The 16,735-nt window shown below is 58.8% G+C and carries 12 protein-coding genes; 2 read left to right on the top strand and 10 right to left on the bottom strand.

The features are described 5' to 3' along the window. The first annotated feature begins 120 nt into the window (after positions 1-120). Positions 121-1,587, top strand: coding sequence for a RimK family protein (locus tag HUW35_RS06135; RefSeq protein ID WP_181254728.1), 1,467 nt, complete (start codon positions 121-123; stop codon positions 1,585-1,587). Positions 1,588-1,635: 48 nt separating this feature from the next. Here HUW35_RS06135 and HUW35_RS06130 read toward each other — a convergent pair whose 3' ends face one another. Beyond that, a complete protein-coding gene (locus HUW35_RS06130) occupies positions 1,636-2,517 on the bottom strand; it encodes a LysR family transcriptional regulator (protein ID WP_181254727.1) in 882 nt (293 codons plus the stop codon). A 136-nt stretch (positions 2,518-2,653) separates the two neighbouring features. On the opposite strand from HUW35_RS06130, the gene HUW35_RS06125 reads away from it, so the two are divergent. Next, on the top strand, positions 2,654-3,430 hold the full coding sequence (locus tag HUW35_RS06125; RefSeq protein WP_181254726.1) for a ferredoxin--NADP reductase: 777 nt from the start codon (positions 2,654-2,656) through the stop codon (positions 3,428-3,430). 266 nt (positions 3,431-3,696) lie between these two features. On the opposite strand, the gene HUW35_RS06120 is transcribed toward HUW35_RS06125, so the two are convergent. From HUW35_RS06120 to HUW35_RS06080, 9 genes are all read right to left on the bottom strand, one after another. Continuing rightward, positions 3,697-5,415: a hypothetical protein gene (locus HUW35_RS06120; protein WP_181254725.1), complete on the bottom strand. Its 1,719-nt coding sequence runs from the start codon at positions 5,413-5,415 to the stop codon at positions 3,697-3,699. Beyond that, on the bottom strand, positions 5,415-7,622 hold the full coding sequence (locus HUW35_RS06115; RefSeq protein ID WP_181254724.1) for a hypothetical protein: 2,208 nt from the start codon (positions 7,620-7,622) through the stop codon (positions 5,415-5,417). Before HUW35_RS06115 ends, HUW35_RS06120 begins: the two co-directional genes overlap by 1 nt. Continuing rightward, on the bottom strand, positions 7,615-8,829 hold the full coding sequence (locus HUW35_RS06110; protein ID WP_181254723.1) for a BatA domain-containing protein: 1,215 nt from the start codon (positions 8,827-8,829) through the stop codon (positions 7,615-7,617). The genes HUW35_RS06115 and HUW35_RS06110 overlap by 8 nt, the downstream gene beginning before the upstream one ends. A 1-nt stretch (position 8,830) precedes the next feature. After that, positions 8,831-9,727, bottom strand: a complete 897-nt coding sequence (locus HUW35_RS06105; RefSeq protein WP_181254722.1) for a DUF58 domain-containing protein — start codon at positions 9,725-9,727, stop codon at positions 8,831-8,833. Between the two features lie 18 nt (positions 9,728-9,745). Next, a complete protein-coding gene (locus tag HUW35_RS06100; protein ID WP_255463512.1) occupies positions 9,746-10,756 on the bottom strand; it encodes a MoxR family ATPase in 1,011 nt (336 codons plus the stop codon). Between the two features lie 6 nt (positions 10,757-10,762). Then, the gene (locus tag HUW35_RS06095; RefSeq protein ID WP_181254721.1) at positions 10,763-11,476 is read right to left on the bottom strand and encodes a DUF4159 domain-containing protein; all 714 of its coding nucleotides are present in this window, start codon (positions 11,474-11,476) and stop codon (positions 10,763-10,765) included. Positions 11,477-11,611: 135 nt separating this feature from the next. Next, positions 11,612-13,243, bottom strand: coding sequence for a TldD/PmbA family protein (locus HUW35_RS06090; RefSeq protein WP_181254720.1), 1,632 nt, complete (start codon positions 13,241-13,243; stop codon positions 11,612-11,614). A gap of 27 nt (positions 13,244-13,270) precedes the next feature. Then, on the bottom strand, positions 13,271-14,602 hold the full coding sequence (locus tag HUW35_RS06085) for a TldD/PmbA family protein (protein ID WP_181254719.1): 1,332 nt from the start codon (positions 14,600-14,602) through the stop codon (positions 13,271-13,273). A 177-nt stretch (positions 14,603-14,779) separates the two neighbouring features. Then, on the bottom strand, positions 14,780-16,411 hold the full coding sequence (locus HUW35_RS06080) for a TldD/PmbA family protein (protein ID WP_181254718.1): 1,632 nt from the start codon (positions 16,409-16,411) through the stop codon (positions 14,780-14,782). Positions 16,412-16,735: the final 324 nt, after the last annotated feature.

The raw sequence follows: 16,735 nt of genomic DNA, 5'->3' as shown, positions 1-16,735 counted from the left end.
CTGGATGAAAAAAATATTAGGTGTTGGGTAAAAAGTCTTCTATCTTTCGCACATCTGATGGGCCTCTTCTGGGCTCTATTTTGGTCTCACTTTTTCCCTCCCGAGGCGCCAACAGCATCCATGTCCCAGGTCCTTATTGTGATCGACGAGCCCGACGACTGGGCTCCCTACTACCCCAGCGAGCGGGTCATCACCTTTGCCGATTACCTGGCTCTGCCGGCACGCCAGCAACGGGTGCGGGTAATTAACCTGTGTGCCAGCTACGACTACCGCGGCGAGGGCTACTACTGTTCGCTGCTCGCCGAGGCGCGCAGTCACAATGTGCTGCCCAGCGTGCGCACCCTAAACGACCTGGCCCTGCCGCAGCTGTACAAGCTGCAGCTGTCCCAGGCACTGCCGGTACTGGCGAAACTGCCGCTGCCCGCCGCGGGTTCCGAGCGGGTGGTGAAGTCCTATTTTGGGCGCTGCGCGGACCCGGCACTGCAGCCGCTGGCGCGGGCGCTGTTCGACCGTTTTGCCTGCCCGGTGCTGGAAATCCACCTGCGCGCAGACCCCCAGTGGGAAATTGTCGAGCTGAAAATCTGCTCCCACCGCGAGCTGAACGAGGCCGAGGAAACCGAGTTTGCCGAGGCTCTGGATAACTTCAGCAACAAGGTCTGGCGCCAGCATAAAAAGCCTGGCAACAGTCGCTACGACCTGGCGATCCTGGTGAATCCGGAAGAGAAACTGCCGCCGTCCGACGCGGCGGCGATCAAGAAATTTATCGGTGCCGGACGCGAGCTGGGTTTGTCGGTAGAGCTGATTGGCCCCGGGGATTACATGCGCCTGTCGGAGTTCGACGGGCTGTTTATCCGCGAGACCACCGCCATCGATCACCATACCTATCGCTTCGCTAAAAAAGCCGAGGCTGAGGGGCTGGTGGTACTGGACGATCCTACGAGTATTCTGCGCTGTACCAACAAGATCTACCTGGCGGATCTGTTCCGCAACAACAAGGTCCCGGCACCGCGCACCTGTATTCTGCGCCGCGGCGATGAGGCGGGGCTGAAGGTGGCGCTGGAGGAGCTGGGCCTGCCGATGGTGGTGAAAATCCCCGATGGCTCTTTCTCCCGCGGCGTGGTGAAAGTGAAAACGGAAGAGGAGCTGCATCAGCAACTGGAATTGTTGTTCGCAGAATCCAGCCTGCTGCTGGCCCAGGAATTCCTGTACACGGAGTTCGACTGGCGCATTGGTGTGCTCGACAACAAGCCGCTGTATGCCTGCCGTTATTACATGGCCAAAAATCACTGGCAGATCTACAACCACGGCAGCAAGAAAAATGTCAGCGGCGGATTTACCACTCTGCCAACATTTGAAGTGCCCAAGCCGGTATTGCAGGCCGCCCTGAAGGCCACCCGTCCCATCGGCAACGGTTTTTACGGCGTGGACGTGAAGGAATCCACGGGCAAGGGGTATGTCATCGAGGTGAACGACAACCCGTCCATCGACAGCGGGGTGGAAGACAAATATCTGGGCAAGGAACTCTACCGGCTGATCCTGCAGGAATTTATCCGTCGCCTGGACGCGCGCAAGGCGGGACAGGAATAACCACGTGTATTTTGTTGGCGCCCGCCCCGCACGCTGGTGTGTGGCAGGTCAGGGGGTTTGGCGGCACAGTTCCAGCCAGCGCTCGATACCGGCACTGCGGTATTTCTGCCGGTGCAGGGCGAAATAGAACTCGCGACTGAAATCCCGCTGTGGCACCGGCAGTTCTACCAGCGCGCCGCGCTTGAAGGCATCGGTGAGGGATACCCGGGACAGGCAGCTGATGCCGAGCCCGGCTTCCACCGCGCGCTTGATGGCCTCAGTGTGTTGCAGCTCCAGGCGTATATTCAGTTCCGGCAGCAGCCCCGCGAGGGCCCGCTCGAACGTCTGGCGGGTACCGGAGCCGGTTTCCCGCAGTATCCAGGTGGCCTCACGCAGGTCTTCGTCAGTCAACTGGGCGCGCTTGGCCAGGGGGTGGTCCGGCGCGCAGAACACCACCTGTTCGTCGTCCCGCCAGGGGATCATCTCCAGGTCGGGATGGTTCAGTTCCCCCTCGATCAGTCCCAGATCCAGCTCGAAGTTCAGCACGCCCTGAGCAATGGCCGCGGTATTGGCCACTTCCAGTTCCACCCGCGCCCCCGGTTGTTCCTCCATATAGCGGGCCATAATGCCCGCGGCCAGGTAGTTGCCGATGGTCAGGGTGGCGCCGATCTTCAGGCGTCCCAGATCGCTGTGCACCAGCAGGGTGGCCTCCAGCTCGCGGGCCCGCTCCAGCAGCTCCTCCGCACGCGGCCACAGCTGTCGTCCCAGTTCATTAAGGCGCAGCCGCTTGCCGGTGCGTTCGAACAGGCGCAGGTCGAACTGCTGCTCAAACTCCTTCAGCGCGGTGGACGCCGCCGACTGCGACATGTTCAGGCTTTCCGCCGCGCGGCTCACATTCTGGTAATGTGCGCAGGCGAGGAACACTTCCAGCTGACGTAGGGAATAGCGCATGGGATGGGTCTCTCGGGATACCTTTTAGTTATCTGTAAAATAGATAACGAATATCGAAATATCCCATTTTGCCAATAGATATGCCAGCGCTAGAATTCACCGGGCAAACAGCGCAGGAATAAGTGGTACTATTGTTATGTCAAATTTGAATAAGGAAACGGTGCTCGAAGTCCATCACTGGAACGACACCCTGTTCAGCTTCAAGACCAGCCGCGATCCCGGATTCCGCTTTGAAAATGGCCATTTCACCATGATCGGCCTGGAGCAGCCCAACGGGCGTCCGCTGCTGCGCGCCTATTCCATTGCCAGTGCCAACTACGAGGACGAGCTGGAGTTTTTCAGCATCAAGGTCCCCGATGGCCCGCTGACCTCGCAGCTGCAGAAGATCAAACCCGGCGACGAGATTTTCGTCAGCCGCAAACCCACCGGTACCCTGGTCGCCGATCACCTGCTCCCGGGCAAGCGTCTGTGGCTGTTGTCCACCGGTACCGGCCTGGCGCCATTTATGAGCATCATCAAGGATCCGGATGTTTACGAGCGTTTCGACCAGGTCATCCTGACCCACGGTGTGCGCTTCAAGTCCGAACTGGCTTACCAGGACTACATCGAGAAGGAACTGCCGGAACACGAGTATTTCGGCGAGATGGTACAACAGGGGCTGTTGTACTACCCCACGGTCACCCGCGAGCCCTACCGCAACAATGGCCGCCTGACCGACCTGATGCTGTCCGGCAAGATTTTCAGCGATCTGGACCTGCCCAAGCCGAATGTGGAAGAAGACCGCTTTATGCTGTGCGGCTCACCGGCGATGCTGAAAGACCTGACCAGTATTCTCGACGACTGGGGTTTCAAGGAAACCCGCGCGGGCGTGCCGCACGAGTACGTGATCGAGCGGGCCTTTGTCGAGAAGTAAGTGAAAGTCGTGGTGCTGCTTCGTGCGGCACCGCGCAACTGCCACCTGAATGGAACAGGATACTGGCGTCGGTACTTTGGGGATGTCTGCGTGAGGGATTGCGCAAGGAGAGCGAAGGATTCGCGGGTTTTTAAAGTGTCGACCCCAGTGTTTTGTTGCCCCGGTGGTGACAATCACATTTCCAGTGAAACATGGGTGACCGTCAACAAGCCCTGTACTGATACCACCTCCGGGTGGTTTTTTTATGCCTGCGGGAAGCTGGCGGGTCAGCGCAGGGTGCCGCGCTCGCGCAACCAGGTTCCGGCCATTAGCAACAACAGCAACAGTGCGATCCAGTAGCGCGGCAGCGCGTCTCCGCGGGCAGTGTCTTGTGAGCTATCCACCGGGCCGAGGCGCGCGGCGGCCATCTGCGCAGTGTCTTTGCGTCTCAAGTGGGTCTGCCATTCCGCCCAGCTTTGCCGCGGGAACACATAGAACGAGAAGTCCCCATCTCCCACCTGATACCATCCCGATCCTGTGGGCCAGTAGTTGTAACAGTTGCCTGCCGCACTGATCCCCGCCGCTGCCGCCGGCAAAGCGGAGGATGTCGACGCATCGTTTATGCTGGCGCGCACCGCGGGTGCCGACTCGGTGCTGAAGCCAGTGCTGCACAGGGTAAGTCGCTCATTTTCCCGCGGTAGCGATTGCTGCAGGGCGATCGGCGCTTCACCCCCTTGCCACCTGAGCTGCACGGAAAAAATATCTGCCCACAGACGGGAGAACTCGCTGTCAAAGCCGGCGGTCTGCCAGCGATAACTGTTTAGGAAAAAAACAAAGCCGAGCGATTGCCGGGGACGGGTGCGCGCCCAGTAGATCACGTGTTCGCCGGCGGTGACGCGACTATCCGTTGCTGCGGTCGCGGCGGGCTGAACCCCCGCCACCTGTAGTGACGGTATTTCGGATTCGCTGGAATAACCCGGTGGGCGATAAGCGGCCTCCAGTGCCGCGGACTCATCCAGCTGCATGTTTACGGTCGCGGCATAGTCGAAAAAGGCTTTGCCGGTATCTGCGTGCAGCAACCACAGCAGGGATTTCTCCTCGGCGATGGCGCCCAGCCGTTGGCGATCCTGCGCGGATAATTGTGGCCAGAGACGGCTGTCCAGAATCAACAGGTCGAACGGACTGTCGGCTCCGAGGAGATTGCCTTCCACGGGTTCCTGATCGTTGAAGGTCTGGCGCCGCAGCATATCTGGCGCCAGACGGGTCACCACCTGCGTCGGCGAACCGGACTGACGCAGCCAGCGGGACAGGGCCGCAGATTCAAACCCCGGGCGCGCCAGCCACAGCAGCACCGTGGGCCTGCGAGTGGTGTGCACCGATACCGGCAGTATTTCGGAGCGCGCTGACGGTGGTGTTCCCGATGCTGTTGTTTCGGGATCTATGTGTATCCGGTATTCCCACTGTCCCACCAGTTTCGGCCGATCGCGGAGAGTGATTTGTGACGTTTCGGCGGAGAGCGTGGCATTGTCCACGGAATTTCCGAATGGATCCTCCAGTGTGAACCTGATGGGCGCGGCGCCACCTTGGGTGCGGGTAATGGTCAGCTCCAGCGGACCGCCGAGAGTGAGATTGTGCGGCCACTGCAGCGACCACGCCTCGGTCTGGCTGTGCTGGTCGGGATGCAGACGTACCGGAGGCATATCCCGCAGCAGGTCGCGGCGCAGGCCATCGCCGTCCAGCTCGAGCGTGCCCAACCGATGGAGCTCCGCAGGTGTGAGATCTGACAGCGCCGCGGCACCGTCCTCGCTATTCAATCGGATAGTTTCACCGCCAGCCGCCGTTGGCAGCAGTGCCGGCGGGTGAGCGAGTGCCCACACCAGGCCCCAGATCAGTGTCTGCAGCAGGCCGTGGCCGATACGTCTGGCAAGCGAGGTTTTGTGACGCAGAATAAAAAGTAGCGAGGCCAGTAGTCCGGCAATACACAGCAGGTTGAACCAGAACAGCATTAGCGGGCCTCCCCCTGTTGTTGCAGCCACTGGCGATAACTGCCGCGCTCCGTGCTGACGTTGGGCAATCCCGGCTCGGCCAGCGGCGCCGGCAGCAGCTGGTACAACAGGGACGACAGCGCCTGGCGGCACTCATCACAGGCGGGCTGCTGGCGGTAGCGGCGCAGCTGTTTGGCGAGCTCGATACGGGTGGTTGCGGAATCCTTTACCGCCGACAACTGCTGCAGCGTCGAGGCTTGTGCCTCATCGATGGGTTCATAGCGGCGCAGGGTTTGCAGCAGGGCAAGTACCTGTGCGCGCTCACCGTCATCGCGCTGCGCAGTCACTCGCGGCGGGGTTATCTCTTCCATTTCACCGGACAAGCGGCGGGTCTCATCCAGTGCGGGCGCTTCAAAGCCCACACGCTGCAGATAAATTCGCGAAGCCTGTTGCACCTCCTTGATATAGCGCAGCGCCGAGTGCTGGTGGGGCAGGGAAGCCCTGGGCTCAATAACCGAAAGATCCCGCCACGCACTCCACATGGCATTCAGTGCGCTGCGCAGCAGTTCCTTGGTTTGCGGATCGAACAGCGTCGCATGCTCGGAACTGTCGTGCTGGTGGCCAGCCGCCGCCACTACCCCGGTCGCATCGCCAAAGCGCTGTGACGATTCACCCGCGTGGCTGTCCGCGTCATCGTGGCCGGTATGGTCGTCTTGATCCCCGTGCGTCTCTTCTGCTTCTGCCGATTCATCGCTGTGCTCCATGGCCGAATCCTCTTCACCGAGGAAGCGGCCATAGCGCATGCGCAACAGGTTCTGCTCGTACGCGAGGTTTTCCGCACGCTTGCGGAATGCCTGCGGGGTAATTTGTTTTTCCTGTTCGAGAAGAGCTTCGGTATCGATGATCAACTGGCGCTGACTGCGGAAATACTCGGGCAGGATTTTTATCGCCATGCCTTCCGCGTCGCTTAGTCCGAATATTTCTTCCTGTGGCCAGCGAATGATGAAGTGCTGGCTCTTGCGTACATTCGCCTCGGGTGTGCGGTTGTCGCGCGCTTCCAGGTACCAGTAGAGTTCATCGCCGGATTCAATCTCGTAGCGCTCCACCGGGATAGTGAACCGGTAGTGATTGGTACTGCCATCTGCGTCGATATCGATGCTGGCAGGCTGCAGTTTTATACGTTCGTTGCGAAAGCGCACGTTCTCGCCGCTACCACTGGCCAGGGTAAGCAGCAGGTCGGTTTCCACCAGCTGGAAGTCGTCGCTGACTCTTACGCTGACATTGAGCAGGCTTGCCTGCTTGTCCTTTTCAACATTGACGACTGTTACATTGTCCTTGGGATAGTCGAAGGTATATTCCGGCGGCCGGTCCGGTTCCAGTTCGATATTGTAAATTTCCGGCTGCAGACGGTAATTGTCCCTGCTGTTGGCCTGATTATCTTCCAGCAGGCTGAGCTGATAGAAATCGGTATCGAGCAGAGTGCGTGTAAGCTTCCAGCTGCGACTCGGCAAGGCTTCCTGAGTGGCAAAGTCGAACGTTTTCTCCGCGGCGACCATACGCAGGGCGTAGGCCGGTTGTTCCAGGGTAATTTCCCAGGTCACCCGCGAACCCTCCGGGGCATGAACGTCCAGCGACTGCGTGCGTCTGGGCAGGTTGGTATACGCGGGTGGCTCAATGGTGGTCACTGCTTCGAGGATAGGTTGCGCCATTTGCGCGTGTACAGCCCCGCTACCGCTAATGTGTGCCGGTATATCTGTGGTGCTCGCACCCTGAAGCTGGCCGAGGGCAACATAGGAAGCCAAGCCCAACGTGGCACCGATGGCGGCGAGCAACGGACTGCGTAAACTCGCGGGGCGAAAGTCCTTGAGTCTTTCGGCATCGAGTAACTTTTGCAGCGTATCTGCGGTGCGACTGCGCTGTAGCTCCGCCAGTGGCGATAGTTGCTCCGGGTCTTGCAACAGTAGCCCGCTACTGTCCTGCAATTCCGCAAAGCGCGCATCCAGTTTGCTGCAGGTCTCATCTAGTGGGAGTCGCCACTGTCCGTCGATCAACGCCGCCACGACAAAAAATCCACCGGTCACGGCGGCCAGCCATAGCGGCAGTTCCAACAGTGCGGATAGCAGCAGCAATAGGAGAAGCGCTGCAAAGGCCAAAGTGAAATAGGGCATCAAACTGGCGACACGCCAGTGTTGCCGGGCCCGGGTGAGCGACGCCGGGATTTCATTCATGGCTCTTGTCTCCCGCGGCAGTGACTGCGCCGGTATCGCGTCGCGATAGTGCGATGCCGCGTTCGAGTAACAGCAGCAGCGCAATCAAGATCAACAGCCAGCGATCCAGGGGGATTTCCCGGTACTGCGTTACCCGATCGTCCGGCACCGGTATCTCGGGCCTGTTGTCCACAGACCAGTGACTGCGGCTGCGAAACTGGAGTTGCCAGTCCTGTGCCGACCACTGCTGCCACAATAATTCCGGCAGCGTGCCCTGTTGATAGAACGGTGCGCTGTGCCAGTCCTGTTTGTAGCGAAGCCAGCTGCCGCGAGCGACCGGCGCGGCCTCGGCAGCCGGTTGCGAATCCAGCGATGTGAAATTATCTACCGCATCCCAACGTACCCGCTGGTCGGTAATCAGCAGGCCGCCCTCGCGAACAAAGGATTGCAGTGCAGCGGGTAGCGGGCCGGCAGTATCGTAAATCAGCCAGTGCGGTCGGGTTGTAGTGGAGCCGCCCATGAGGGTTTCGATATCGCTGTCAGTAATAAAGGACAGGCCGGAACCCAGCTTCTCGCGCAACTCTTCCATCGCCGGCTGCAGCCAGGCGGGCGCGTCACCGGCCAGTGCGATACGCGGCAGTTCCGACGCTGCAGGAGCAGCGGTATCCGCAATTTGATGCCATTGCCAGTTGGGGCTCACCTGCAGGGTGCTATGCCCGCTGGGATTTTCCGCGTCCAGCAACAGGATATGTGCTCGTCGGAATGTCTCACCTGTGGACAAGTGAGACAGCACCCGCCAGATATCCTGGGGCGCGGGCCGGGGTGCAGTTATTGCCAGCGGCTCTGGTTGTAGCCAGAACATCTGCTTCAGTTGCGGGTGTTGCACGAGAAATTCATCCAGCGCCGAAGCCTGGATCCGCGGATCTACCAGCAGCACATCTTCCCGCGCTTGTGTGTCACTGTTCAGTAATGGCTGCGCCAGTAAAAACGCGAGCAGTGTCACCAGCATCAGGCGCAACAGCAGTAACAAGCGATCGCGCAGCACAAACCTGTTCCAGCGGCGTTGCTGGCGGGGAAGCAGCCACTGGGCGGCGGCAAACGTGATTTGTCGCGGCCTGCTGCGGCGTATCAGGTGAATAAGCAGGGGAACGGCGAGTGCGAGCAGTAGCCACAACCACTGTGGCTGTAACCACTGCAACGGCAGCATCGGGGTTGCGGCCAACGGCATATCAGCCAATCCTCCCGTGGGCGCGGATGAATGCGCGCAGCGATCGCTCTACCGGGGTTTCCACAGTGGCGACGCTCAGCGGGCATTCGCGCGCAGCAAACTGTGCGGCAAGCTCGCGTTGTGCGGCGTTAAATGCCCGCAGGTAATCATCGCGCTGCTGGTGCGCGCCCAGCTCGGGAATTTCACCGCCCTCTGGATCGACAATCTTCAACTCACCGTCGAACGGGAAAGTCTGCTCTGCCTCCACCAGTATCTGCAGTGGCAGGCAGGGTCGGTTCGCCGCGTGCAGGCGCGCAGCAAATGCGGACATGCCAGCGTCCTGTGACGCCTCAAAAAAATCACTCACCAGCACGGTCTGGCAGGGCTGCTCGAAATATTGCCACACCGCGGACAGCTGCGACCCTTGCGGCCAGTGCCCGCGCGCCTGTACCTGTTCCAGCGCCAGGGCGATACGGCGGTGATGACTATCACCCTGGCCGGCGGGCACGTAATGATGCCCACTATCGTTCAGCACCAGCAGTGAAAATCGATCCCCCTGCCGGCAAAGCAGCCAGCACAGGGTCGCCACCCAGCACTTTGCGTAGTGCAGTTTGTTTAATTCGGGATAGGTGAAACTCGGTTGCTGCATCGAAGCGCTGGCATCCAGCACGATGCACACATGCATCTGGCTTTCCTGGTCTGCCTCGCGCACATAGTAGCGGTCCGAGCGCGCGAACAGCTTCCAGTCGATATTGCGAATGGAGTCTCCGGGCTCGTAGCTGCGGTACTGCTGGAATTCGATACCGGCACCGCGCCGCTGGCTGTGTTGCATACCCAGCAACATGCCTTCGGCAATATGCCGCGAGAGCCACGCGAGATCGCGGGTTGCCGCCAGTGTCAGGGGGTCGATCAGTTGCACGCCTGGACTCCGCTGCGGTCAGTCTGCACCGGGTTCTGCTACAGACTGCACCAGCGCCTGGATCACCTGCTCGACGGTCACTCCGTCGGCCTGGGCATGGAAGCTGAGCAAAATACGGTGACGCAAGACCGGCAGCAGCAGCGCGCGGATATCTTCACGGGTCACCGCGAGACGCTGCTGCAGGAAGGCGCGCGCCTTGGCGGCGAGAATCAATGCCTGTCCGGCACGGGGCCCCGCGCCCCATTTGATCCACTGGCCCAGTGTGGAATCCGCTTTGTCGGTAGCGCGTGTGGCGCGTACCAGCTGCGCCACATACTGGTAGAGTGCATCACTCACCGTAACCTCCCGCACCAGTTTCTGCAGTGCCTGCAGCTGTTCGGCGTCCATACACGGCACTGGTTTTTCCAGCGCGCCACCGGTGGTCGCGCGCAGAATTTCCACCTCATCCTGCTCTTGTGGGTAGTCAATATGGATGTTCAGCAGAAAGCGATCGAGCTGCGCTTCCGGCAGCGGATAGGTACCCGCCTGTTCGATGGGGTTCTGGGTGGCGAGCACAAAATAGGGATCCGGTAGGGCCATGGTTTCTCCGGCCACGGTCACGGAGTACTCCTGCATGGATTCCAGCAGTGCAGCCTGGGTTTTGGGGGGGGTGCGGTTGATTTCATCTGCCAGCAGGATGTTGGTGAAAATTGGCCCGGCCTGAAACTTGAAGAAGCGTTTTCCGGTGGAGTGATCCTCTTCCAGGATTTCACTGCCGAGAATATCCCCGGGCATCAGGTCCGGAGTGAACTGCACCCGCTTGAACGCCAGGCTCGATGCGTCTGCCAGGGTTTTTACCAGCAGCGTTTTACCGAGACCGGGAACACCTTCGAGCAGTGCGTGACCTTTCGCCAGCAGACAGATCAACATCTGCTCCACGACCTCCTGCTGCCCGACAATGACCTTGCCGATCTCTGCGCGCAATGTTGCCAGCGCCTGCTGCTGTTGTTCGATCATCTGTTCGGTTCTTTCCGGCGTGGTGATATGCATGGCGATTCAGGTAGTGAGTGCGTAAATAACAATATTGATAGCAAATTTGGTGTTGTCGATCGCGAGCCAGCGTTTGTTGCGGTAGTCGTAATCCCACTCGCAGCCAAAATCCTTGTTGCTGTACAGCACGGCGATACGACCGTTGACCACGATTGCCTTGAGGTAATCGTGTACCAAGTCGTCCCCCCAGCCATTCAGCTCGAAGCTGGTAACCGGCAATTCATCGAACTGGAAAAAACAGCGGTAAAGGTCGTGGTCGTCCGGCAACTTCTGCAGGCAGTCCTCACCGAACAGTTTGACCATCTGCGCTTCAAAAGATTTGGCAAACAGCCCGTCGATATCGTGGTTGCAGTCATCGACAAAAATAAAACCACCGCGATTGACGTAATCGCGGAAATTGCGCGCTTCTGCTTCGGTGAATTCCACCAGTTTGTGGCCAGCCATGTAGCAGAAAGGTGCCAGCAGCATTTCCGGGTCTGCCAGCGGCACAATATGTTCTTTCGGATCGACTTTGAGGTTGGTGTATTCGATCAGGGAATTCAGCACATTGGACGGCATGCGCTGATCCACATCCCAGTCACCGGATTCATACATCAGGCGAGTGAAATAAAAATCATAGTGTGGCTTACCCGCAGTTTGCGCGCGTAGTGCTACCGGCAGTGCGCAACCGGCACCGGCGAACAAAAGACGCTGAAGGAACTGTTTTCGGGTAAGGGACACGGTTACTGCTCTGGAATCTCTAAGACTACGAAGACTTTATAACTACTGTCTATTTAATTTTTGGCTTCTGCGAAGGGGCGGTGCCGGGTATAGCACCGCCTCCGGGCTTTTTTAGTTGGAAGGTACTTGCACCAATTAACCCAGCTTGCGCTTGGTATTGATGACATTCACTCCATCGAAACGCGTGGTGGAGCTGCCGTGAGAAACCGCGCTCACCTGCATCGGCTGCCCCTTACCGTCAAAGAAAGAGCCACCCAGGCGATAATCGCGCTTGTCGCAGATCTGTGAACAGGAGTTCCAGAATTCCTGGGTATTGGACTGATAGGCTACATCTTCCAGCATGCCGGTGATCTTGCCGTCCTCAATTTCATAGAACAGCTGACCGCCGAACTGGAAGTTATAGCGCTGCTGGTCGATGGAGAAGGAGCCGTCGCCGACAATATAGATACCTTTCTCCACGTCCTTGATCATGTCGTCCAGGCTCAGCTCTTCCTTGCCGGGCAACAGGGAGACGTTGGCCATGCGCTGGAACTGCACATTGGACCAGCTATCCGCGTAGCAGCAGCCGTGGGACTCTTTCTGATCCAGCATATGTACCTGATCGCGAATCGCCTGATAGTTGGTGAGTACACCCTCTTTTACCAGATCCCAGCTACCGGTCTTCACACCCTCATCGTCGTAACCCACGGCACCGAGGGATCCCGGCTGCACCTTGTCCGCAAACAGGTTGACCTTGTCGCTGCCGTATTTGAATTTGCCGCTGCGCCACTTGTCGATGGTGGCGAACGAAGTGCCGGCAAAGTTGGCCTCGTAGCCGAGAACTCGGTCCAGTTCCAGCGGGTGGCCGACGGACTCGTGGATGGTCAGCCACAGGTGTGATGGGTCGAGTACCAGATCGTACTTGCCCGGTTTGACGGACTTCGCAGTAAGCTTTTCCTGTGCCTGCTCGGCGGCGAGGCGTGCGTCCTCGACCATATCGTAGGAGTCGCCGTACAGAACGGTCTGCGACTGTACCTTGTGTTCCGCGCGCCCATCCAGATATTCGAAACCGCGGCCAACGGGCATGCCGAGGCCGTCGCGGGTGCGGAAGCCGCCATCTTTCTTGTCCACTGCCGTGACACTGAATGGAGACCACAGGCGGTGTACATCCTGATCGATGTAGGAGCCGTCGGTAGAAGCGAAGTACTTCTGCTCGTTCACCAGATACAGCATGGAATTGACGAAGCTGGCCCCGGCATCCAGTGCCGACTTGTTGACTTCCATCAGCAGGTCGACCTTTTCCGCCAACGGAATCTGCATGGCGTTTTTCTCGATCGGTGTTTTCCAGCTGACTTCACCGTGGCCTTTCACCGGGGCCAGTTCCACCGGTTCCTGCTGGTACTTGGAGTTGGCCTTGGCCGTCGCCACTGCCTGCGCGGTTGCGCGCGCGATACCATCGATGGTCATGTCGTTGGTCGCGGCGAAACCCCAGGTACCGTTGGCAATCACACGCACGCCCATACCGATGGACTCGGTGTTGACCACGTTCTGAACCTTCATCTCGCGGGTGACTACATACTGGTTCAGGTAGCGGCCGATACGCACATCCGCATAGGACGCGCCCATTTTGGTCGCGGTGTTAAGCGCAGCATCGGCGAACTCTTTCTTCACCGCCACATCCAGCCCGCTCTGGGTCAACTGGCTCTCGGCAATCACGCTCGCGGACAGCGGCAGCATGGATGCGCCCATACCGGCGCCGCTCAACTGCAGAAATTTTCTACGGTCCATAATGTGTTCCTCTTTTTCTGCGGTTGATTAAACGGCGTCGGACAGGCTGCTGAAGGTGAAGTCGCGCACTTTCAGTGCGGGAATCATCGCCGGACCACCCCACATGCTGACCCGTTGCGGGCGTCCCATGTCCTCGATGTTGTTCAGCATGATGACCGGGCTTTCGTTGAAGCGGAAATTCTTGATCGGATACTTGATCTTGCCGTTTTCGATATAGAAGGTTCCGTCCCGGGTCAGGCCGGTCAGCAGCAGTGACTGCGGGTCAACCATGCGGATATACCAGGTGCGGGTTACCAGTACGCCGCGACGGGTTTTCTTGATCAGTTCCTCGGTGGACTTGTCGCCACCCACCATGATCAGATTATTCGGTGAGGGGATCGCCTTTCCCTTGGACTGTTCCGCCCAGTAGCGGCTGCAGGGCAGGTTCTCGACCACGCCGTCCTTGATCCAGTCGACCCGCTGCATTGCCATATAGTCTTCGTCGGACCAGGGCTGTGCCGGCACATTGGCATCGGACGGGTCGGAGTAGATGTTGATGCGCTTGTCGAACATCTTCTCGCCGGTGCGATTACCGCCGCCTTTCTTGCTCATAAAGCTGCGACCTTCGTCGGCGTTGCGCGCGTCGAAGTTACCCATCATGTAGGCGACGAGACCGGACACCGCACTCGGTTCCAGAATCACGGTGTATTTGCCGGGCTCCAGCGCGCGCGCTTCCTGTGACAGTACCGCCTTGTCGATGGCGACACCGGAGCTGGCTGCGGTATTCATGTTGGTGAAGTCGGTCACGTCGCTCTGCGCCCAGCCGGAGCCGAGACCGTTTTCGGTGCGCATGGTGACGGTGAAGTTGGCAGAGGTAGAGGCGTAGTAACCGAACAGTCCCTTGGTGTTGGCGACAGCGGCAAACGAACGCGCGTCTTCCAGGTAACCGGCGGCGACAACGTCTTTCTTTTTCGCCGCGGCGATGGAATCGGCGGCGGCCTTGGCGCGCTGGTCCGGAGTGATATCGGCGGTGGACTTGGAGAACCCGTTCACTGCCTGATATTTCTGTTCGCCCAGCAGCGGCATGGATTCGGGATTGTCCGGAGAAAGTTTGGCCAGCTCTTCCGCGCGGCGCATGACTTTTTCCAGAGATGCGTCGCTGAACTCGTTGATGGTGGCGATACCGGATTTCTTGCCGAAGCGCGCCTCTACCGCCAGTTCGATATCGTTGACGATACCGCTGGTGGATACGCTGTTGCGCGCGTAGCGGATGTTACCGGTCTCCGCGCCGCTCAATTGTGCGCTGGCCGCTTCTGCCTTGCTGTACTTCAGCACCTTGTCGAGAATTTTCTTGGCTTCACTTCTGGATAAAATTGCCATATTGGTTGCTCCAAAAATTTATTGTTGTTCGTGTTAGGAACACCTTAAAAACGTCGCGAGCGGGTGGCTGGTGATGGCCGCCGGAGCGCAGAAAGCGGAATGTATAGTTTATACATGAGCATTTCGAGCACCGCCGGCCGTTATCAGGCGCACGCGCAGTAGTTTTTCAGGCGTTCCTTAGCCGATCTTGCGTTTGGTATTGATGACATTGATCTTGTCAAAGCGCGTGGTCGAGCAGCCGTGGGAAACGGCGCTCACCTGGCTGGGTTGTCCCTTGCCGTCAAAGAAGGTGCCGCCGAGCCGGTAGTCGCTGCTGTCACAGATCGCCGAACAGGAATTCCAGAATTCCTGGGTGTTGGACTGATACGCCACGTCCTCTACCTGACCGACAATTTCGCCGTCCTTGATCTCGTAGAACAGCTGTCCACCAAACTGGAAGTTGTAGCGCTGCTGGTCGATGGAGTAGGAGCCGCGACCCAGAATATAGATACCTTTCTCCACATCCTTGATCATCTCTTTGGCCGAGTACTTTTCTTCACCCGGCGCCAGCGAAACGTTCGGCATGCGCTGGAACTGCACACTGGACCAGCTGTCCGCATAGCAGCAGCCGTGGGACTCTTTCTGGTCGATCATGTGTACCTGGTCGCGCGTAGCCTGGTAATTGACCAGCACGCCGTCCTTGACCAGGTCCCAGCGCTTGGTTTTCACGCCTTCATCGTCATAGCCCGCCGCGCCCAGGGAGCCTGGTTGTAGCTTGTCCGCGAACAGATTGACCTTATCGCTACCGTACTTGAACTTGCCGCTGCGCCATTTATCCAGGGTTGCAAAAGAAGTGCCTGCGTAATTGGCCTCGTAGCCGAGCACGCGGTCCAGTTCCAGCGGGTGGCCCACGGATTCGTGAATGGTCAGCATCAGATGTGAGGGCTCCAGTACCAGATCGTACTTGCCCGGCTCGATGGATTTCGCCGTCAGTTTGGCTTTCGCCTGTTCTGCCGCGAGACGCGCATCCTCGGCCATATCGTAGGAGTTCTTGTACAGGGTGGTCTGGCCGTGGATTTTGTCTTCCTCGCGCCCGTCCAGATACTCGTAGCCGCGCCCCACCGGATCGCTGAGGCCATTGCGGGTCTTGAACACGCCGGTCTTCTTGTCGACCACGGTAACCTGCATCGGTGCCCACAGGCGATGTACGTCCTGATCGATATAGGAACCGTCGCTGGATGCGAAATACTTCTGTTCGTTCACCAGGTACAGGGAGGAGTTGATGAAACTCGCCCCGGCTTCCAGGGCACCGTTGTTGACGTCCATCAGGAACTCCACCTTTTCGCTGATGGGTACATCGATGGCGTTTTTCTGAATCGGTGTCTGCCAGGAGACCTCGCCCACGCCCTTTACCGGGGCCAGCTGTACCGGCTCGCTCTGGTACCTGGCGTTGGCCTTGGCCACCTCCACCGCCTGTCGCGCAGCCCTGGCAATACCGTCTTTGGTCAGGTCATTGGTGGCGGCAAAGCCCCAGGTGCCGTTGGCGATGACGCGGATACCGGCACCGAAGGACTCGGTGTTGACGATATTCTCGACGTTGGTCTCGCGGGTGATGACGAACTGGTTGAGGTAGCGACCGATGCGCACATCGGTATAGGAAGCGCCGGCCTTGCGCGCAGCGTTGAGGACGATATCGGCGAGGACCTTCTTCTGCCCCACATCCATACCGTTGCCGGCAAGTTGTTCCGCAGAGACCGCGATACCGGATATGGGGAGCAATATGCCGCTGGCACCCACGCCCCCGAGCTTGATGAAATTACGTCTGTCCATTGTCCTCCCCGGGCTCCCGGTCCGGAACCCGCCTTGGATAAGTGGGGGAACCGGAAGACTGCTTATTGTTATTGCCGCCGGATCGCGGCGGGTAAGCGCTACAGATAATCGCGTACGGATCATTTTGTAAAGGCCCGAGTCGCTGAAGTGATCCGGATTGGGGCTGAGCTGCGCTGTCTCGGCGAGCGGAACACGAAATACGCGTGCTGCGGTAACCGATTAGACTAGGTCGATTGGTATTCCGACGATACCTGCTAGAAATAGCTATCACATAAATCTGCGAAAAATAGAAAAAACATAACAGTAAATACCGGTTAACTGTGA

Source organism: Microbulbifer sp. YPW1 (assembly GCF_013367775.1).
Taxonomy (GTDB): Bacteria; Pseudomonadota; Gammaproteobacteria; order Pseudomonadales; family Cellvibrionaceae; genus Microbulbifer.
This window is presented reverse-complemented; position numbering and strand designations above follow the sequence as displayed.